The following is a 22,205-nucleotide window of genomic DNA, read 5'->3' on the forward strand; positions in this document are numbered from 1 at the left end:
CGGGGTGCGTCCGGGCGCCCGGGTGGTCAGGCGTCCCCGAGTTCGCCCTCCAGGAAGGCGCGGAGTTCTTCGTCCGACACCTCGTCCGGCTGGTCGGTGGCGGTGCGGCCGGCCGGCGGGGGTGTGCCGTCGTCCTGCCGCTGTGCCGGTACGGCGAGGCGGTCGAGGCGGTCCAGCAGGCTGCGCAGCCGGCTGCGCAGCAGGCTGCGCAGCCCGTCGTGCAGGCCGGGGTCGGCGAGCGTGCCGTCGAGTTCGCGCTCCCACCGGTCGAAGGAGGCGAGGACGCCGGTGGGGTCGCCGCCCGGGGGCTGCGCCGGGGCGGTCCGCTCCAGCAGGTGGGCGGCGAGCCGGGCCGGGGTGGGGTGGTCGAACAGCAGCGTGGCCGGGAGCCGGACGCCGGTGAGGGCGCCGAGCCGGTTGCGCAGTTCGACCGCGGTCAGGGAGTCGAAGCCGCTTTCCAGGAAGCCTCGTTCGGGGTCGAGGGTGTCGGGTGTGTCGTGGCCGAGGACCAGGGCCGCCTGGGCGAGGACCGCCTCCAGGACGGCGGCCTGCCGCCGTGGCCCGTCCAGGCCGGCGAGGCGCTCGCGCAGCGCGGCCGCGGGGTCGGGTGCGGGTGCGGGTGCGGCCGGGCCGCCGGTGGTCTGCCCGGCGGTGCGGGTCGTGCGGGTCGCGTGGGGTGGCCGGGCGGGGACGAGGTCCCGTACGAGGTGCGGGACGGTGCCGTCGGTGGCGCGCAGGGCCGCGGGGTCGAGCGCGGCGGGGGCGAGGTACGCCTCCCGGGTGCGCAGGGCCGCGTCCAGCAGGGCCAGGGCGTCGCCGGTGGCCAGGGGCCGGACGCCGCCGCGCTCGACGCGCCGCAGGTCAATCTCGCCGAGCCGGCCGGTCATGCCGCTGCGTTCGGCCCACAGGCCCCAGGCGAGGGAGATCGCGGGCCGGCCCTCGGCGCGGCGCCGGGCGGCGAGGGCGTCGAGGAAGGCGTTGGCCGCCGCGTAGTTGCCCTGTCCGACGCCGCCGAAGGTGCCGGCGAGGGAGGAGAACAGGACGAACGCGCCGAGGTCGAGGTCGCGGGTGAGAGCGTCGAGGTGGACGGCGGCGTCGGCCTTGGCGCGCAGCACGGTGTCGACGCGGTCGGGGGTGAGTGCCTGTACGACGCCGTCGTCGAGGACGCCGGCGGTGTGCACGACCGCGGTCAGCGGCCGGTCGGCGGGGATGCCGGCGATGAGGGCGGCGAGGGCGTCGCGGTCGGCGACGTCGCAGGCGGCGACCGTCACCTCGGCGCCGTGCGCGGCGAGTTCGTCCCGCAGCTCCGCCATGCCCGGCGCGGCGGCGCCGCGGCGGGCGGCCAGCAGCAGGGAGCGGGCGCCGTGGGCGGTCACCAGGTGGCGGGCCACCTGACGGGCGAGGACTCCGCTCGCGCCGGTGACCAGGACGGTGCCGGCCGCCAGGCCGGGCAGGTCGCCGGTGGCGGTGCCGGTGCCGTCCCCGGTGGTGCCTGTGCCGGTGCCGGTGCCGTCCCCGGTGATGCCGGTGGCGGTGTGGCGGGCCAGGCGGGGGGCGAGTGCGTTGCCCGCGCGCAGCGCCGTCTCCGGTTCGTCGCCGGCGAGGACGGCGGGCAGCGCCTGACGGGAGGCGGGGGTGCCGTCGTGGTCGAGGAGGGCGAAGCGGCCGGGGTTCTCCGCCCGGGCGGTGCGGACCAGGCCCCAGGCGGCGGCCTGCGCCGGGTCGGTGGCCGCCGCGTCCTCGGGCCGGGCCGCGACGGCGTGCCGGGTCACCAGGGTCAGGCGGGAGGAGGTGAACTCCTCGTGCCGCAGCCAGGTGTGCACCAGTTCCAGCGCCGCGTGCGTGGTGCGGCGCGCGGCCCGGGCCGGATCGGCCGCCGGGTCGGCCGTCGGGTCGGTGGCGGGGACGCGGGCGAGGACGGCGTCCGGGGCCGGGGCGCCCGCCGCGATCCGGGCGCGCAGCGCCTCCAGACTGTCGTGGTGTTCGAACACGCCTGTCTGCGGGGCGAGTTCGGCGGCCTCCCCGATCAGCGCGAGACGGGCGGGCGGCTGCGCGGCGGTGTCGGCCGGTACCCACCGCACCTGGTACAGGCCGCCCGCGGCCGGGGCGAGCCGGCGGCCGTCGACGGGCCGCAGGGCCAGTTCGGCGATCTCCGCGACCGGGGCGCCGGTGGCGTCGGAGAGGCTGACGGCGTAGGCGCGTTCACCGCGCGGGGTGAGCCGGACCCGCAGGGCGGCCGGTCCGGCGGCCGTCGCCGTGACGGAGGTGAAGGTGAACGGCACGACGGTCCGCCCGGTGTCGCCGCCGGTGTCTCCCCCGGTGCCGTCGCCGGTGCCGCCGCCGGTGAGGGCGACGGTGTGCAGGGCGGCGTCCAGGAGGGCCGGGTGGACGGTGAAACCGGCGGCGCCGTGCGGGAGTTCGCCGTCCTCGGGGGCGATGTCGGCGTACACCTCGTCGCCCAGCCGCCAGGCGGCGCGCAGGCCGCGGAAGGCGGGGCCGTAGGCGAAGCCGCCCTCGGCGATGCGGTCGTACAGGCCGGTCACGTCGACCGGTTCGGCGCCCTCCGGCGGCCACGCGACCGGGTCCGGCCGGACGGCCGGGTCGGGACCGGCCGCGCCGAGGGTGCCCTCGGCGTGCAGCACCCACGGCTCGTCCGCGGCGGCGTGGAGCGGCCGGGAGTGGACGGTGAGGGTGCGGGTGCCCGCGTCGTCGGGGGAGCCGACGGCGACCTGGAGGCGGACGGCGCCGGTGGCCGGCAGCACCAGCGGGGTGTGCAGGGTGAGGTCGGCGACCCGTGCGGCGCCCGCCTGCCGGCACGCCTCCAGGGCCAGTTCCAGGAATCCGGTGCCGGGGAAGAGGATCCGGCCGTCCAGGGCGTGGTCGGCGAGCCAGGGGCTGCTCTGCGCGCAGAGGGTGCCGGTGAGCAGCAGTCCGTCCGCCCCGGCGAGCGCCACGGCGGCCGTCAGCAGCGGGTGGCCGGTCGTCTCCAGGCCGGCGAGGGCGGCGTCCCGCGGGTCGGGGGCGGCCTGCAGCCAGTAGCGGCGGCGCTGGAAGGCGTACGTCGGCAGGTCGACCCGGCGGGCCCCGGCCGGCGCGAGGAGCGCGGACCAGTCGACGGTGTGGCCGGCGACGTGCAGCCGGGCCAGGCCCTGGGTGAGGGACTCGGCCTCGTCGGTCTCGCGGCGCAGCAGCGGTACGAGCACGGCGTCGGCGGTGACGCAGTCGCCGGCCAGCGCGGTCAGGACGCCGCCGGGGCCGATCTCGACGTATGTGGTGACGCCGAGCTGCTCCAGGGTGCGCACGCCGTCGTGGAAGCGGACGGCCTGCCGGACCTGGCGCACCCAGTGGCCGGCGTCGAGGGGCTCGTCGTCGGTGACCGGGCGGCCGGTGACCGCGGAGACCACCGGCAGGGCGGGCTCGGCGTGGCCGAGGCGGGCGGTGACGGCGGCGAACTCCTCCAGCATGGGTTCCATGCGGGGCGAGTGGAAGGCGTGGCTGACGTTGAGCCGGCGGGTCTTGCGGCCCCGCGCGGCCAGGGTCTCGGCGACGGCGGCGACCGCGTCCTCGTCGCCGGAGACGACGGTGGCGAGCGGCCCGTTGAGCGCGGCTATGGAGGCACGGTCCGCGTAGGGCTCCAGCAGCGGCAGCACCTCGTCCTCGGCGGCCTGCACGGAGACCATGGCGCCGCCCTCGGGCAGGGCGTCCATGAGCCGGCCGCGGGTGGCGACGAGGAGGCAGGCGTCGGCGAGGGACAGCACTCCGGCGACGTGGGCGGCGGCGATCTCGCCGACCGAGTGGCCGAGCAGGACGTCGGGCCGCACCCCCAGGCTCTCCACGAGCCGGAACAGGGCTACCTCGACGGCGAACAGCGCCGCCTGGGTGTAGGCGGTGCGGTCCAGCAGTCGTGCTTCCTCACTGCCGGGCGCGGCGAACAGCACGTCGCGCAGCGGGCGTTCGAGGTGGGCGTCGAGATGGGCGCAGACCGCGTCGAGGGCGTCGGCGAACGCGTCGTACGTCTCGTAGAGCCGGCGGCCGGCCTCCGGGCGCTGGGCGCCCTGCCCGGAGAACAGGAAGGCGACCTTGCCGCCGCGGGCGCGGCCCACGGTCAGCCGCGGATGCTCCCGGCCCTCGGCGAGCGCGGCGAGCGCCTCGGTGAGCGCGGCCGCGTCGGGGGCGACGACGGCGGCGCGGTCCTCCAGGTGGGCGCGGGTGGTGGCCAGCGACAGCGCGATGTCGGCGGGGGTCGCGTCGGGGTGCCGGTCGAGGTGGCCGAGCAGCCGCGCGGCCTGGTCGCGCAGGGCGTCCGTGCCGCGCGCGGACAGCAGCCAGGGCACGGGCGGGGTGGGTGCGGAGGCGGGGGCGGGTACGTCGGGCGCGTCGCCGGTGCCGTCCCTCCGGGCCGGCTCGGCCGACGTCACCGGACCGGACTCGGCCCCCGGACCGGACTCGGCCCCCGGGACGGCCGCCCGGAGCGGGACCCAGCCGCCGGGCCGTCCGTCGTCCCACGGCTCGGGTTCCTGCAGGATCACGTGGGCGTTGGTGCCGGAGACGCCGAAGGAGGAGACACCGGCGCGGCGCGGGCCGCCGCCGGACGTCCAGGGCCGGGCCTCCTGCAGCAGGCGCACCGCGCCGGAGGACCAGTCGATGTGCGGGGAGGGGTGCTCGGCGTGCAGGGTGCGCGGCAGCACGCCGTGCCGCATCGCCATCACCATCTTGATGACGCCCGCGACACCCGAAGCGGCCTGCGTGTGGCCGATGTTGGACTTCAGCGCGCCCAGCCACAGCGGCCGGTCCGCGGGCCGGTCCTGCCCGTAGGTCGCGATGAGCGCCTGCGCCTCGATCGGGTCGCCCAGCCGGGTGCCCGTCCCGTGCGCCTCGACGGCGTCCACGTCGGCCGGGGAGAGCCCGGCTCCGGCCAGCGCCTGCCGGATGACCCGCTGCTGGGCGGGCCCGTTGGGCGCGGTGAGCCCGTTGGAGGCGCCGTCCTGGTTGACGGCCGAGCCGGCGACGACGGCGAGCACCGGGTGCCCGTGGCGGCGCGCGTCGGACAGCCGCTCCACGAGGACCAGGCCGGCGCCCTCGGCCCAGCCGGCGCCGTCGGCCTCGGCGGCGAAGGGCTTGCACCGGCCGTCGGGCGACAGGGCCCGCTGCCGGCTGAACTCGACGAAGGTGTCCGGCGTGGAGATCACGGTGACACCGCCGGCCAGGGCCAGGTCGCACTCGCCGGAACGCAGCGCCTGCACCGCCAGGTGCAGCGCGACCAGGGAGGAGGAGCAGGCCGTGTCCACCGTCACCGCCGGGCCCTGGAGGCCGAAGGTGTAGGCGATGCGGCCGGAGGCGACGCTGCTCGCGCTGCCCGTGGCCAGGTAGCCCTCCAGTTCCTCCGGGGCGCGGCGGGCGCGGGCGCCGTAGTCGTTGTAGTTGGAGCCGACGAAGACGCCGGTGCTGCTGCCGCGGAGCGCGGTGGGGTCGATCCCGGCCCGCTCGAAGACCTCCCAGCTCGTCTCCAGCAGCAGCCGGTGCTGCGGGTCGATGGCGACGGCCTCCCGCGGCGAGATCCCGAAGAACGCCGGGTCGAAGTGGTCGGCGTCGTACAGGAATCCGCCGTGCCGGACGTAGGTGTGGCCCGGGCGGTCGGGGTCGGGGTCGTAGAGGGCGTCGAGGTCCCAGCCGCGGTTGTCGGGGAAGGCGGAGACGGCGTCGGTGCCGTCGGCGACCAGGCGCCACAGGTCCTCCGGGGAGCGGACGCCGCCGGGGAAACGGCAGCTCATGCCGACGATGACGACGGGATCGTCGGTGACGGAGGCGCGCGGCAGGGCGGCGAGCGCGCCGGGCGCGTCGGGCGCGTCGGGCGCGTCGTCGGTGCCGAAGAGTTCGGCGTCGAGGTGCGCGGCGAGCGCGGCCGCGGACGGGTGGTCGAAGGCGAGGGTGACCGGCAGCCGCAGCCCGGTGGCCTCCGCGAGCCGGTTGCGCAGCTCGACGGCGGTCAGCGACTCGAAGCCCAGGTCGCGGAAGGCGCGGCCCTCGGGCACGGCGTCGGGCCCGTCATGGCCGAGGACGGCGGCGGCCTGCGCGCGGACCTCGGTGAGCAGCGCGGCCCGCCGCTCGGCCGGGGCCAGGCCGGCCAGGCGCCCGGCCAGGGGCGGCCCGTCGCGGCCCTCGCGCTCCTTGCTCTCCTTGTCGGTCTGCGGCTGCGGGGCGGCGGCGCCCGCCTCGGGGAAGTCACGCAGCGCGGCGAAGGCCCGCGCGGTGATCAGCTTCCAGTCGACGTCGGCGACGACGAGGAACCGCTCGTCCTGGTCGAGGGCCTGCTGCAGCGCGGCCACCGCCAGCTCCGGGTCCATCGGCGGGACGCCGTCGCGGCGCAGCCGCTCGGCCATCCGCTCGTCGACCATGCCGCCGCCGGCCCAGGTGCCCCAGGCGATCGAGGTCGCCGGGAGCCCCTCGGCGCGCCGGCGGGCGGCGAGCGCGTCGAGGTAGGCGTTGGCGGCGGCGTAGCTGCCCTGTCCGGGGCCGCCGAGGGTGCCGGCCATCGAGGAGAACAGCACGAACGCGTCGAGGTCGAGGTGACGGGTGGCCTCGTGCAGCACGAGCGCCGCGTCCGCCTTGGGCCGCAGCACACCGTCGGCCCGCTGCGGGGTGAGCGCGTCGATGACACCGTCGTCGATGACTCCGGCGGTGTGCACGACGGCGGTCAGCGGGCCGCCGCCGGGCAGGTCGTCGAGCAGCCGTCGTACCGCGTCGGCGTCGGACACGTCGCACGCGACGACGGTGGCGGGGGCGCCCAGCTCGGCGAGTTCGGCGACCAGGGCGTCGGCGCCGGGCGCGTCCGGGCCGCGCCGGGAGGCGAGCACCAGGTGTTCGGCGCCGCCGCGGGCCAGCCAGCGGGCCACGTGCCGGCCCAGACCGCCGGTGCCGCCGGTGACGAGCACGGTGCCGCGCGGCCGCCAGACCCCGTCGGGGCGCGGCCCCTGGCCGGCGCGCACGACCCGCCGTACGAACAGCCCGGACGCGCGCACCGCCACATGGTCCTCGCCCAGGGCTCCGGACAGCGCGGCGACCAGCCCGCGGGCCGCCCGCCGGTCCAGCGGGTCCGGCAGGTCGACGAGGCCGCCCCACCGCTGCGGGTACTCCAGCGCGGCGATGCGGCCCAGACCCCAGCTCATGGCCTGGACGGGGCTGTGCAGCGCGTCGTTGCGGTGCACGGAGACCGCGCCCCGGGTGGCGCACCACAGGGGCGCGTCCACCCCGGCGTCGCCCAGCGCCTGCAGCAGCGCCGTCATCAGCACCAGGCCGGTCGGCAGCAGCGCGCCGTCCGACCACGGCGACTCGTCCAGTGCCAGCAGCGACAGCACCCCGGCGACGGCGCCGTCCGCGGTGTGCTCCCGCACCAGGCCGGTCATGACCTCCCGTTCGGCCGCCCGGGCGCCGACGACCATGCGGCGCACGCCCGCCGACCGCTCCTCCAGCGCGGCCAGCACGGCGCGCACGGTGTCGTCGTCCTCGTGGCCCTCGGGCACGGCCACCAGCCACGTTCCGTCCAGCGCGGCCGGCCCGGCCGACCGGTCGGTGCGCGGCCACCACACGACGCGGTAGCGCCACCCGTCCAGCGTGGACCGGTTGAGCCGGTCACGGCGCCACGACGACAGCGCGGGCACGATCTCGGTCAGCGGCCGTACGTCGTCCAGGCCGAGCGTGCGCGCCAGCGCGTCGACGTCGCCGTTCTCCACGGAGTCCCAGAACCCGTCGTCGAACAGGTCGACGGCGCCCAGCCGCACGTCCGTCCCCGCGGTGTGCGGCTGCTGGGGCGCCTCCAGCCAGTACCGCTGGCGCTGGAAGGCATACGTCGGCAGCTCGACCCGGCGCGGCGCCAGCCCGGCGAAGACCGGGGACCAGTCCACCGCCACCCCGCGGGCCCACGCCTCGCCCAGGGAGGTGTAGAACCGCTGCAGGCTGCCCTGGCCGCGGCGCAGACTGCCCACCACCATCGCTTCCGCGCCGGCCGCCTCCAGGGTCTCCGCCACCGGCACCGTCAGCACCGGGTGCGGGCTGATCTCGACGAACGCGCCGTGGCCCGCGGCGGCCAGCGCGGCGATCGCCGGCTCCAGCTGCACGGTTTGGCGCAGGTTGGCATACCAGTAACCGGCATCGGTGACCGCCGCCTCGATCCACTCCCCGGTGACGGTGGAGAAGAACGGCACCCGCGGGGTGTGCGGTTCGATGGGGGCGAGGACCTCGCGCAGCTCGGCCTCGATGGCCTCCACGTGCGCCGAATGCGAGGCGTAGTCCACCTCCACCCGCCGGGCGCGCATCCCCTGCGTCTCGGCATACGCCATCAGTTCGTCCAGCGCGTCCGCGTCCCCGGAGACCACCACCGAGGTGGGCCCGTTGACCGCGGCCACCGCGACCCGCCCCGCCCAGCGGGTGATCAGCTCCTCCGCGTCCGGGCACGACAGGGCGAGGGAGACCATGCCGCCGCGCCCGGCAATCCGCCTGATCGCCCGGCTGCGCAGCGCCACCACCCGCGCCGCGTCCCCCAGCGACAACGCCCCCGCCACACACGCCGCGGCGATCTCCCCCTGCGAATGCCCCACCACCGCCGCCGGACGCACCCCGTGCGCCTCCCACAGCGCCGCCAGCGACACCATCACCGCCCACAGCACCGGCTGCACCACATCCACCCGCTCCAGCCCAGGCGCACCCTCCCCGCCCCGCACCACCTCGACCAGCGACCAGTCGACGTAAGGAGCGAGAGCGGCCTCGCACGCCGCGAACCGCTCGGCGAACACCGGGGAAGTGTCGAAGAGTTCGACGGCCATCCCCGCCCACTGCGCCCCCTGCCCCGGAAACACGAACACCGGGGTGGGGTGGTCGCCGAGACGCTGGGTGACGCCGCGGACGAGGCCGGGGGCGGTGCCGCCGGTCGCCAGGGTCCGCAGGTGGGTGAGGAGGTGGTCGCGGTCGGTGCCGACGACGACGGCGCGCTCCTCCAGGGCGGCCCGGCCGGTGGCCAGGGTGTGGGCGACGTCCACGGTGTCCAGGTCACCGGACTCGACGCACGCCGCGAGCCGTTCGGCCTGCGCCCGCAGCGCGGCCTCGGAACGGGCGGACACCAGCCACGGCACGACGGCGCCCGCGTGCTCGGCCTCCGGACGCTCGGGCGCGCTCTCCGGCTCGGGTTCTTCGAGGATGACGTGGGCGTTGGTGCCGCTGACGCCGAAGGAGGACACGCCGGCGCGGCGCGGCCGCCCGTGCTCCTCCCAGGGGCGGGCCTGGGAGAGGACTTCGACACGGCCGGCCGACCAGTCCACGAACGGCGAGGTCTCGTCGGCGTGCAGCGTCCTGGGCAGGGTGCGGTGCCGTATGGCCTGCACCATCTTGATGACGCCGGCGATGCCCGAGGCGGCTTGGGTGTGGCCGATGTTGGACTTCACCGACCCCAGCCACAGCGGCCGGTCTGCGGGCCGGTCCTGCCCGTAGGCCGCCAGCAGCGCCTGCGCCTCGATCGGATCGCCCAGCTTGGTGCCCGTGCCGTGCGCCTCCACCACGTCCACCTCGGCGGGGGTGAGCCCCGCGTCCGCGAGCGCGGCCCGGATCACCCGCTGCTGCGAGGGCCCGTTGGGGGCGGTCAGGCCGTTGGACGCGCCGTCCTGGTTGATGGCCGTACCGCGGATCACGGCGAGCACCTGGTGCCCGTTGCGACGGGCGTCCGACAGACGCTCCAGCAGGACCACACCGACGCCCTCGGCCATGCCCATGCCGTCCGCGTCCGCGCCGAACGCCTTGCAGCGGCCGTCGGCGGCCAGCCCGCGCTGCCGGCTGAAGCCGACCAGCCCGATGGGTTCGCCCATCACCGCGGCGCCGCCGGCCAGGGCCAGGTCGCACTCGCCGGAACGCAGGGAGCGTACGGCGAGGTGCAGGGCGACCAGCGCGGAGGAGCAGCCGGTGTCCAGGGTGACGGCGGGGCCTTCGAGGCCGAGCGTGTAGGAGACGCGTCCGGAGGCGATGCTCGTGACCGTGCCGGTGATCAGATGGCCCTCGACGCCCTCCGGTACCTCGGCACCGGTGCCGTAGCCCTGGTGGGAGACGCCGAAGAAGACGCCGGTGGGGCTGCCGTGCAGGGTGTCGGGCGCGATGCCGGCCCGCTCGAAGACCTCCCAGCTGGTCTCCAGCAGCAGCCGCTGCTGCGGGTCCATCGCGGTCGCCTCGCGCGGCGAGATGCCGAAGAAGCCGGCGTCGAACTCGGCCGCGTCGTACAGGAATCCGCCTTCTCGGGCGTAGCTGGTGCCGCTGCGGTCGGGGTCGGGGTCGTAGAGGGCGTCGAGGTCCCAGCCGCGGTCGGTGGGCAGCGCGGAGACCGCGTCGGTGCCCTCCTCGATCAGCCGCCAGAACTCCTCCGGGGTGCTCACCCCGCCGGGGAAGCGGCAGCCCATCGCGACGACGGCGACCGGATCGCGGTCGGTCGCGGGGGCCGCCGGGGCGGGGGCGGCGGGCAGGTGTTCGGCGGTCGTCGTGTCCTCGTCGACGAGCAGGGTCCGCAGGCGGCGCACCAGGTCGCGGACGGTGGGGTGGTCGAAGACGGTGGTCGCCGGAAGGGCCAGTCCGGTGGCGGCGTTGAGGCGGTTGCGCAGGTCGACGGCGGTGAGCGAGTCGAAGCCCAGGTCGCGGAAGGCGCGGGTGGCGGGGATGTCACCGGGGTCCTGGTAGCCGAGGACGCCCGCCACCTCGGTGCGCACCAGGTCGGCCAGCCGGCGGTCGCGCTCGGGGCCGGACAGCGCGGCCAGTTCGGCGCGCAGCGTCTCCGCGCGGCTCGCGGTGCCCTCGGCGGCGGCCTCGTCGGCCTGCATCACCTCGGCGACCTCGGGCACCTCGTGCAGCAGCGGCCGGGGATGCGCGGCCGTGAAGACCGGCACGAACCGCTCCCAGTCGACGTCGGCGACGGCGAGGAACGTCTCGTCGTAATCCAGCGCCTGCTGCAGCCCGGTGACCGCCAGTCGCGCCTCCATGAACGGGATGCCCCGCCACTTCAGCTGCTCGCGCACCACGTTGACGGCCATGCCGCCGCCTTCGGGGTTCCAGATGCCCCACGCGATCGACGTGCCGGTCAGGCCGCGGGCGCGCCGGTTCTCGGCGAGGGCGTCGACGTAGGCGTTGGAGGCGGAGTAGGCGCCGTGGTCGCCGCTGCCCCAGGTGCCGGCGACCGACGAGTACAGCACGAACGCGTCCAGGTCGGCGCGGTCGAACAGCGCGTCCAGGTGCGCCGCGCCGAGCAGTTTGGCGCGTGTGCCCTCGGCGAAGTGGTCGAGGCCGGTCTCGGCGAGCGGCGCGAGCAGGCCGACCCCGGCGGTGTGCACGACGGAGCGGATGGCGGGCCCGTCGGCCTCGGCCTCCCGCACCAGCCGGGCGAGGGCGTCCCGGTCGGCCACGTCGCAGGCGGCGATCGTCACGCGGCAGCCCAGTCCGGTCAGTTCGTCGCGCAGCTCGGCCGCGCCGGGCGCGTCGGGACCGTGGCGGCTGGTGAGCACCAGGTGCTCCGCGCCGTGCCGGGCCAGGAACCGCGCCGCGTGCGCGCCGAGCCCCCCGGTGCCGCCGGTGACCAGCGCGGCACCGCTGGTGCGCCAGAAGCGCGGCGCCGGCCGCCCGGCCAGCGGCGCGCGGACCAGGCGACGCACGTACGTGCCGGAGGCGCGCACCGCGACCTGGTCCTCGTCCCCGCCCGAGGCCAGCACGGCGACGAGCGCCCGACCGGCCTGCCCGTCGAGCACACCGGGCAGGTCGACGAGCCCGCCCCACAACCGAGGCTGTTCGAGAGCGACGACCCGGCCCAGGCCCCACAGGGCGGCCTGCAGCGGGGCGCGCACCTCGTCGCCCGCGGCACTGCCCGTGGTGACGGCCTCGCTGGTCAGGAACCACAGCCGTACGCCGTCGAGGCCCGCGTCCACCATGCCCTGGAGCAGCGCGACCGACGTGGTGAGACCCACGGTGGGCCCGGCGTGCGCGGGCGCGGGCCGCGTGTCGAGGGCGAGCAGGGAGACGATGCCGCGCAGCGCCGGCGCGTCCTCGGCGGGGACGGCTTCGGCGAGCCGACGGGCCACTTCGGCGCGGTCGACGTCCCCCTCCCCCATCGGGAACGGCACGACGTGCGCGCCCGCCTCGCCGAGCAGGCGGGCGACGGCGGTGACGAGAGCGTCGTCCTGGTGGCCCTCGGGAACGGCGAGGAGCCAGGTGCCGTCCAGGCGGGCGGTGGTGGCGGGAAGGTCGGCCGGGCGCCAGGTGATGCGGTAGCGCCAGCGGTCCACCGTGGCCCGCTCGGCGCGGGCGCGGCGCCAGGCCGACAGCGCCGGCACCACCCCCGCCAGAGCCTCGGCCCCGGCCTCGGCCACCCCCAGGGTGCGGGCCAGCCCCTCCAGGTCCCCGGCCTCCACCGTGCGCCAGAACTCCGCCTCCACCGGATCCACCGCACCGGCAGCAGGCCGGGGCGCCTCCAGCCAGTACCGCTGCCGCTGGAAGGCATACGTCGGCAGCTCGACCCGGCGCGGCGCCAGCCCGGCGAAGACCGGGGACCAGTCCACCGCCACCCCGCGGGCCCACGCCTCGCCCAGGGAGGTGTAGAAGCGGTGCAGGCCGCCCTGGCCGCGGCGCAGGCTGCCCACCACCACCGCTTCCGCGCCGGCCGCCTCCAGGGTCTCCGCCACCGGCACCGTCAGCACCGGGTGCGGGCTGACCTCGACGAACGCGCCGTGCCCCGCGGCGGCCAGCGCGGCGACCGCGGGCTCCAGCTGCACGGTTTGGCGCAGGTTGGCATACCAGTAGCCGGCGTCGGCGACCGCCGCCTCGATCCACTCCCCGCTCACCGTGGAGAAGAACGGTACTTGCGGCGTGCGAGGCCGGATGGGGGCCAGGACCTCGCGCAGCTCGGCCTCGATGGCCTCCACATGCGCCGAGTGCGAGGCATAGTCCACCTCCACCCGCCGGGCACGGAACCCCTCGGCCTCCGCATGCGCCACCAGTTCGTCCAGCGCGTCCGCGTCCCCGGAGACCACCACCGAGGTGGGCCCATTGACCGCGGCCACCGAGACCCGCCCCGCCCACCGGGCGATCACCTCCTCCGCGTCCGCCCGGGACAGCGCCACCGACACCATCCCGCCGCGCCCGGCAATCTCGACGATCGCCCGGCTGCGCAACGCCACCACCCGCGCCGCGTCCTCCAACGACAGTGCCCCCGCCACACACGCCGCGGCGATCTCCCCCTGCGAGTGGCCCACCACCGCCGCCGGCTCCACCCCGTGAGCCCGCCACAGCGCCGCCAGCGACACCATCACCGCCCACAGCACCGGCTGCACCACATCCACCCGGCCCAGCCCCGGAGCCCCCGGCTCCCCCCGCACCACACCGACCAACGACCAATCGACAAACGGAGCCAGAGCCGCCTCACACTCCGCGAACCGCTCGGCGAACACCGGGGAAGCGTCGAGGAGTTCGACGGCCATCCCCGCCCACTGCGCCCCCTGCCCGGGAAACACGAAGACGGTGTCGACGGCTTCGCCGGGGTTCTCGGTCAGGCCGCGTGCGGTGGAGTGGGGGCGTTCGCCGCGTGCGAGGGCCTTGAGCGAGGTGAGGAGTTGGTCGCGGTCGGTGCCGACGACGACGGCGCGCTCCTCCAGGGCGGCCCGGCCGGTGGCCAGGGTGTGGGCGACGTCCACGGCGTCCAGGTCACCGGACTCGACGCACGCCGCGAGCCGTTCGGCCTGCGCCCGCAGCGCGGCCTCGGAACGGGCGGACACCAGCCACGGCACGACGGCGCCCGGTGTCGTGCCGGGTGTGTCGGTGCTGTCCGGGGTCTCCTCCTGCGGTGCCTGTTCGAGGATGACGTGGGCGTTGGTGCCGCTGCCGCCGAAGGAGGACACACCGGCGCGGCGGGGGCGGCCCGTGTCGGGCCAGGTGACGGCGTCGGTGAGCAGCCGGAGGGTTCCCGAGGACCAGTCGACGTGGGGGGTGGGCGGGTCGGCGTGGAGGCTCTTGGGGAGGATGCCGTGCCGGAGCGCCTGCACCATCTTGATGACGCCGGCGATGCCCGAGGCGGCCTGGGTGTGGCCGATGTTGGACTTCACCGACCCCAGCCACAGCGGCCGGTCTGCGGGCCGGTCCTGCCCGTAGGCCGCCAGCAGCGCCTGCGCCTCGATCGGATCGCCCAGCTTGGTGCCCGTGCCGTGCGCCTCCACCACGTCCACATCGGCGGGGGTGAGTTCCGCGTCCGCGAGCGCGGCCCGGATCACCCGCTGCTGCGAGGGCCCGTTGGGGGCGGTCAGGCCGTTGGAGGCGCCGTCCTGGTTGATGGCCGTACCGCGGATCACGGCGAGCACCTGGTGCCCGTTGCGACGGGCGTCCGACAGACGCTCCAGCAGGACCACACCGACGCCCTCGCCCCAGCCGGTGCCGTCGGCGTCGGCGGAGAACGGCTTGCAGCGGCCGTCGGCGGCCAGCCCGCGCTGCCGGCTGAACTCGACGAAGTTGCGGGTGGTGGCCATGACGGTCGCACCGCCGGTGACGGCGAGGGAGCACTCGCCGGAACGCAGGGACCGTACGGCCAGGTGCAGGGCGACCAGCGACGACGAGCACATGGTGTCGAGGCTGACCGCGGGGCCCTCGAAGCCGAAGCTGTAGGAGATGCGGCCGGAGAGGACGGCCGCGGAGCCGCCGGTGAGGAGGTGGCCCTCGACGCCGTCGGGGGCGTGGGTGCCGTCGACGGCGTACCCCTGGTTGCTGGAGCCGATGAAGACGCCGGTGCTGCTGCCGCGGAGTGTGGTGGGGTCGATGCCGGCGCGTTCGAAGACCTCCCAGGTGGTCTCCAGCAGCAGCCGCTGCTGCGGGTCCATCGCGGTCGCCTCGCGCGGCGAGATCTCGAAGAAGCCGGCGTCGAACTCGGCCGCGTCGTACAGGAACGCGCCCTCCCGCACGTAGCTGGTGCCGCTGCGGTCGGGGTCGGGGTCGTAGAGGGCGTCGAGGTCCCAGCCGCGGTCGGTGGGGAAGTCGCCGACGGCGTCGGTGCCGTCGAGGATCAGCCGCCACAGGTCCTCGGGGGAGCGGACGCCGCCCGGCATGCGGCAGGCCGTTGCCACGACGGCGATGGGCTCGTGCTCGCGGGTCTCCAGCTCGGCGAGCCTGCGGCGGGTCTGCCGCAGGTCGGTCGTGACCCGCTTGAGGTAGTCGCGGAGCTTGTCCTCGGTGTTGTCCGTGTGTGCCATGGCAAGGCCAGCCCTTCGAGAATCGGGACTCGTGGATGGGGGGCCAGGGCCCGGAGAGGGGCCCGGAGCCGGGGCCCGGGCTGGGCCCGGACCGGAGATCTGGGCCTGGGGGCCTGGGCCCGGGGGGCCGCTCAGGAGATCCCGAGTTCCCTGTCGATCAGGTCGAACATGTCCTGGTCGGACGCGTCCGCCAGGTCCTCGTCGACGGCCGCTTCCTTCGGTTCGTCGGTGGTCGCCCAGCGGTCGAGCAGGGCGCGCAGTGCGTCGGTGAGGGCCCGCCGTTCGGCGGGATCGTCCGCGCCGTCGTAGGCGGCCCGTACCCCGGCCAGAGCGGGGTGCGTCCCGTCCGTCTCCGTCGTGCCGCCCGGGGGCGGCAGGAGTTCGGCGGCGAGGTGGTCGGCGAGCGCGTTGGGGGTGGGGTGGTCGAAGACGACGGTGGCGGGGAGCCGGGCGCCGAGCGCGGTGCCGAGCCGGTTGCGCAGTTCCACGGCGGTGAGCGAGTCGAAGCCCAGCTCGCGGAAGGCGCGTCCGGGTTTCACGCGCTCGCCGGGGCCGAGGCCCAGGACGGCGGCCACGTGCCGGCCGATCAGGTCCACCAGCCGGCGCCGGCGCTTGGCCTCGGGCAGCTCGGCCAGCTCCCGCAGCAGGGCCGGGGCCGGGTGCTCCGCTTCCGCGTCGTCCGCGTCGTCCGCGTTCGCGCGCTGCGCGGCCAGCAGCTCCCGTACCTCGGGCACCTCGTCGACCAGCGGCCGGTGGCCGTGGGCGCAGTAGGCGGGCAGGAAGCGGTCCCAGCGGATGTCGGCGACGACGAGCGTCGACTCGCCGGCGGCCACCGCCTCGCGCAGGGCGCGCACGGCGAGTTCGGGGTCCATCGCCGGAACACCCCGCCGCAGCAGCTGCCCGCCGACCTCCTCGTCGACCATGCCGCCGCCGGCCCAGGCACCCCAGGCGATCGAGGTGCCGGGCAGGCCGAGTGCCCGGCGCCGCTCCACGAGGGCGTCGAGGTGGGCGTTAGCGGCGGCGTACGGGGCCTGCCCGCCGTTGCCCCACACACCGGCACCGGAGGAGAACACGACGAACGCCTCCAGCGGACGGTCGGCGAGCAGTTCCTCCAGGTGCCGCGCGCCGGTCACCTTGCCGTGCATCACGGCGACCGCGTCCTGCGGTGTCAGCTCCGTGACGGGCCGGGCCCGCTCCACGGCGCCGGCGGTGTGCACCACGGCCGTCAGCGGCAGTTCGGCGGGCACCTCGGCGAGCAGCGCCGCCAGCGCCTCCCGGTCGGTGACGTCGCAGGCGGCCACCGTCACCCGGCAGCCGTGCGCGGCGAGTTCGCGCTCCAACTCGGCCGCGCCGGGCGCATCGGGCCCGCGCCTGCTGACGAGGAGGAGGTGCTCGGCGCCGTCCCGAGCGAGGGCGCGTGCGACGTGCGCCCCGAGCGCACCGGTGCCGCCGGTGACGAGCACGGTGCCCCGTGGCCGCCACGGGGCGGTCGCCGCGGCGGACTCGCCCAGCGGTGCACGGACCATGCGCCGCACCCGGACACCGTCCCGGCGCACGGCGTACTCCGTCTCCCGCCCGGTCCCGCCCGCTCCGACGTCACCCGCCAGCAACGCCGGAAGCCGACGTACGGCGTCGACGACGTCCTCAGTGCCTCCGGTGCCTTCGGTACCTCCGGCGTCCTCGGTGTTCCCGTTGGTCTTGGTGTTGTTGGTGCCCTTGGTGTCCCCGGTGTTCTCGGCGGGCAGGTCGACCAGGCCGCCGCAGCGCTCGGGAGCGTCGAGCCCCACGACCCGGGCCAGGCCCCACACCGCCGCCTGCGCGGGGTTCGGCGCCGCGTCCTCGTCCGCGACCGCCACGGCTCCCCGCGTGAGGCACCACAGCCGTCCCGGCAGCCCGGCGTCGTCCAGGGCCTGTGCCAGCGCCAGCGAACCGAGCAGGCCGTACGACACACCCGAACCGCGTTCGTCGGCACGGTCGTTCAGCGCCAGCAGCGACACGACACCGCCCGGCTCCTCCACCTGCGGCACCGCGGTGAGCAGCCGCTTGGCGAGATCGGCACGGTCCGCGGAATCCGGCACCTCGCAGCGCACCACCTCGGCCCCGGCCTGCTCCAGCACATGCTGCACGGCCCCGACGAGGGTGTCGTCGGCGTGGCCCTCGGGGATGGCGAGGAGCCAGGTGCCGTCCAGGCGGGCGGCGGCGGGGAGGTCGGCCGGGCGCCAGGCGATGCGGTAGCGCCAGCGGTCCACCGTGGCCCGCTCGGCATGGGCGCGGCGCCAGGCCGACAGCGCCGGCACCACCCCCGCCAGGGCCCCGTCCTCGGCCACGCCCAGGGTGCGGGCCAGCCCCGCCGCATCCCCGGCCTCCACCACACGCCAGAACTCCGCCTCCACCGGATCCACCGCACCGGCAGCAGGCCGGGGCGCCTCCAGCCAGTACCGCTGCCGCTGGAAGGCATACGTCGGCAGCTCGACCCGGCGCGGTGCCAGCCCGGCGAAGGCGGGGGCCCAGTCGACGGCCACGCCCCGGGTCCAGGCCTCGCCCAGGGAGGCGTAGAACCGCTGCAGGCCGCCCTGGCCGCGGCGCAGCGACCCCACCACCACCGCTTCCGCGCCGGCCGCCTCCAGGGTCTCCGCCACCGGCACCGTGAGCACCGGGTGCGGGCTGACCTCGACGAACGCGCCGTGGCCCGCGGCGGCCAGCGCGGCGACCGCGGGCTCCAGCTGCACGGTTTGGCGCAGGTTGGCATACCAGTAGCCGGCGTCGGCGACCGCCGCCTCGATCCACTCCCCGCTCACCGTGGAGAAGAACGGCACCCGCGGAGTGTGCGGCCGGACCGGCTCCAGCAGCCCCCTCACCTCGTCCTCGATCGCCTCCACATGCGCCGAATGCGAGGCATAGTCCACCTCCACCCGCCGCACCCGTACGCCTCGGGACTCGGCCAGCGCCACCATCTCATCCAAAGCATCGGCATCCCCCGACACCACGACCGACGCGGGCCCGTTGACCGCGGCCACCGCGATCCGCCCCGCCCACCGGGCGATCAGCCCCTCCGCATCCGCACGGGACAACGCCAGGGACACCATCCCGCCCCGCCCGGCAAGCCGCCTGATCGCCCGGCTGCGCAGCGCCACCACCCGCGCCGCATCCCCCAGCGACAACGCCCCCGCCACACACGCCGCGGCGATCTCCCCCTGCGAATGCCCCACCACCGCCGCCGGACGCACCCCGTGCGCCTCCCACAGCGCCGCCAGCGACACCATCACCGCCCACAGCACCGGCTGCACCACATCCACCCGCTCCAACGCAGGCGCACCCTCAGCCCCCCGCACCACCTCCACCAGCGACCAGTCCACAAACGGAGCCAACGCCGCCTCGCACGCCGCGAACCGCTCCGCGAACACCGGGGAAGTGTCGAGGAGTTCGACGGCCATCCCCGCCCACTGCGCCCCCTGCCCCGGAAACACGAACACCGGCGACACGGGCGAGGAACCGGTGACGGAACCGGTAGCGACGGTCTCGGTGCCGATGACCAGCGCCCGGTGCTCGAAGAGGGCACGGTCCTGGAGGAGGGACCAGCCCACGTCGACGGGGTGGTCGTCGGTGTCGCGAAGGTGCGCCAGCAGGCGGGCGACCTGCTGTTCCAGGGCTTCCTCCGAACGGGCGGACACGGTGAGCGGTACGACCGTGCGGTCGGCGGCGGGACGTTCGGCCGGCGTGGTGGTCGTACCGCTGTCGTCCTGCGGTGCCTGTTCGAGGATGACGTGGGCGTTGGTGCCGCTGATGCCGAACGACGACACACCCGCCCGGCGCGGGCGACCGCCCGCCTCCCACGCCCGGGCCTCGGCAAGGAGCTCCACGGCCCCCGCCGACCAGTCCACGAACGGCGAGGGATCCTCCGCGTACAGCGATTTGGGCAGCACACCGTTCCGCATCGCCAGCACCATCTTGATCACACCGGCCATGCCCGAGGCGGCCTGCGTGTGCCCGAGGTTGGACTTCACCGACCCCAGCCACAGCGGCCGGCCGGCATCCCGCCCCTGCCCGTAGGTCGCCAGCAGCGCCTGCGCCTCGATCGGATCGCCCAGCTTGGTGCCCGTGCCGTGCGCCTCCACCACATCCACCTCGGACGGCGACAGCCCCGCATCCGCCAGCGCGGCCCGGATCACCCGCTGCTGCGAGGGCCCGTTGGGGGCGGTCAGGCCGTTGGAGGCGCCGTCCTGGTTGATGGCCGTACCGCGGATCACGGCGAGCACCTGGTGCCCGTTGCGACGGGCGTCCGACAGGCGCTCCAGCAGGAGCATCCCGACACCCTCGGACAGGGCGAAGCCGTCGGCGCGGGCGGAGAACGGCTTGCAGCGGCCGTCCGGGGCGAGGGCCCGCTGCCTGCTGAACGCGACGAACTGTCCCGGCCCGGACATCACCGTCGCGGCTCCCGTGAGCGCGAGGTCGCACTCGCCGGCGCGCAGGGCACGTACGGCCAGGTGCAGGGCGACGAGGGAGGAGGAGCAGGCCGTGTCGACGGTGACCGCCGGACCCTCCAGGCCCAGGGTGTAGGCGATCCGGCCGGAGGCCACGCTCGCCGCGGCGCCGGTGGCGAGGTAGCCCTCGGCCTCGGGGGCGGCGGCGCGCAGCCGGGTGGCGTGCTCCATGTCGCTCAGGCCCACGTAGACGCCGGTGGCGCTGCCGCGGAGCTTGCGCGGGTCGAGGCCGGCGCGTTCCAGCGTCTCCCAGGCGGTCTCCAGCAGCAGCCGCTGCTGCGGGTCCATCGCGGTGGCCTCGCGCGGCGAGATGCCGAAGAAGCCGGCGTCGAACTCGGCGGCGTCGGTGAGGAATCCGCTTTCGCGGACGTAGCCGGTGCCGCTGTGCTCCGGGTCGGGGTCGTACAGTTCGTCCAGGTCCCAGCCGCGGTCCGTCGGGAAGGCGGAGATCGCGTCGGTGCCCTCCTGCACGAGGCGCCACAGGTCCTCGGGGGACCGGACACCGCCGGGGAAGCGGCACCCCATCGCCACGACGGCGACCGGCTCGTCCACGACGGCCGCCGCGGGGCTCGGGCCGGGGGTGGCCGTGGTGCCGGTCCCGGTACCGAACGCCCGCTCGCCGACGTGGGCGGCCAGGGCGGCGACACTGGGGTGGTCGAAGACGACCGTGGTGGGCAGGTGCAGGCCGGTGGCCCGGTTCAGGCGGTTGCGCAGCTCGACGGCGGTGAGACTGTCGAAACCCAGTTCCTTGAAGGCGACTTCGGCGTCGACGGCGTCCGCCCCGCTGTGCCCGAGCACCGCGGCGACCTGCTCACCGACCAGACGCCGCAGGGCGGCACCGCGCCGGTCGTCCGGCAGCTCCGCCAGCTCGCGCAGGACGGTGGGCGGCGTCTCCGCCTCCTCCGTGTCTCCCGACGCGGCGGCACGCGTCGGCTGCGCCTCGGGAAGCTCCGCGAGGAGGCGGCTGGGGCGCACGGAGGTGAACACGTCGGCGAAACGGGGCCACTCGACGTCGGCCAGTACGACGAACGTCTCGTCGTGGTCCAGCGCCTGTTGCAGTCCCACGACCGCGGTGTCGGGGTCGATGACCGGAACGCCCCGGCGCCGCAGGACCGCCTGCACCGATTCGGCGATCATGCCGCCGCCGGCCCACGGTCCCCAGGCGACCGACAGCACCGGCCTGCCCTCGGCGCGGCGCTGCTGGGCGCGTGCGTCGAGGATCGCGTTCGCGGCGGCGTACGCCCCGTGGTCGGCCACGCCCCAGGTTCCGGAGATGGACGAGAAGTAGACCACGGCGTCCAACTCCCCGGCGTCCAGCAGGGCGTCGAGGTGGTCCGCGCCGAGCACCTTGCCCGCGAGCGTCGAGGCGAGGTCGGCGGCGCCGGCGTCCGCGAGGGACCCGAGTGCGCTGACCCCGGCCGCGTGCAGCACGGCCCGCACCGGCGCCACGCCGGCCGCCTCCAGGTCGCGCAGCAGGGCGGCCACGTCGTCGCGGTCGGCCACGTCGCAGGCGGCGACCGTGACCCGGGCGCCGTACGACTCCAGTTCGCGGCACAGCTCCGTCACGCCGGGCGCGGCGGCACCGCGCCGACCGGTCAGGACCAGGTGCTCCGCGCCGTTGCGGGCCAGCCAGCGCGCCATCCGGGCACCGAGGGCTCCGGTGCCCCCGGTCACCAGAACGGTTCCGCGTGGCTTCCAGGTGCGCGCGGCCCGCGCCGTACGCAGCGGTGCCCGCACCAGCCTCCGCCCGAGAACCGTCCCGCCGCGCACCGCGAGCTGGTCCTCCGCCCCGTCCCCGGCCAGGATGTCCGGCAGCAGGCGCAGGTCGTGCTCGTCGGCGGTCTCCGGAAGGTCGACCAGCCCGCCCCACCGCCGTGGAAACTCCAGGGCCGCGACCCGCCCGAGCCCCCAGACACCGGCCTGCACCGGCGCGTCCGGAGCCTCTTCGACCCCGACCGCTCCCCGGGTCACGCACCACAGGGGTGCCTCGACCCCGGCGTCGCCGAGTGCCTGGACCAGAGCGAGCGTGGCGGCCAGCCCGCACGGGACCGGCGGTTGGTCGGGGTGCGGCCGCTCGTCCAGACCGAGCAGTGACAGCACGCCGGCCACCGACCCCGTCCCGTATTCCGTCCGCAACGACTCCGCCAGGGCCTCACGACCGGCGGCGCGTGCGTCGACCGGGAGAAGCGCGACGTTGGCCGCGCGCTCGGTCAGCGCGGTGACGATGCCACGGACGAGGGTGTCGTCGGCGTGGCGTTCGGGGATGGCGAGGAGCCAGGTGCCGTCCAGGCGGGCGGTGGTGGCGGGAAGGTCGGCCGGGCGCCAGGTGATGCGGTAGCGCCAGCGGTCCACCGTGGCCCGCTCGGCGCGGGCGCGGCGCCAGGCCGACAGCGCCGGCACCACACCGGCCAGAGCCCCGGCCTCGGCCACCCCCAGGGTGCGGGCCAGCCCCTCCAGGTCCCCGGCCTCCACCGTGCGC

At 76.2% G+C, this 22,205-nt stretch carries 2 protein-coding genes; both read right to left on the reverse strand.

The window, feature by feature from the left end; translation table 11 throughout:
* Positions 1-26: 26 nt before the first annotated feature.
* The gene (locus tag IE225_RS31505; protein WP_190061084.1) at positions 27-15,245 is read right to left on the reverse strand and encodes a type I polyketide synthase; all 15,219 of its coding nucleotides are present in this window, start codon (positions 15,243-15,245) and stop codon (positions 27-29) included.
* Positions 15,246-15,376: 131 nt separating this feature from the next.
* Positions 15,377-22,198 carry a type I polyketide synthase gene (locus tag IE225_RS31510; protein WP_229880189.1) on the reverse strand — a complete coding sequence of 2,274 codons (6,822 nt, stop codon included), beginning with the start codon at positions 22,196-22,198 and terminating at the stop codon, positions 15,377-15,379.
* Between the last annotated feature and the right edge of the window lie 7 nt (positions 22,199-22,205).

The sequence above is a fragment of the Streptomyces echinoruber genome, from assembly GCF_014651135.1.
GTDB lineage: Bacteria > Actinomycetota > Actinomycetes > Streptomycetales > Streptomycetaceae > Streptomyces > Streptomyces echinoruber.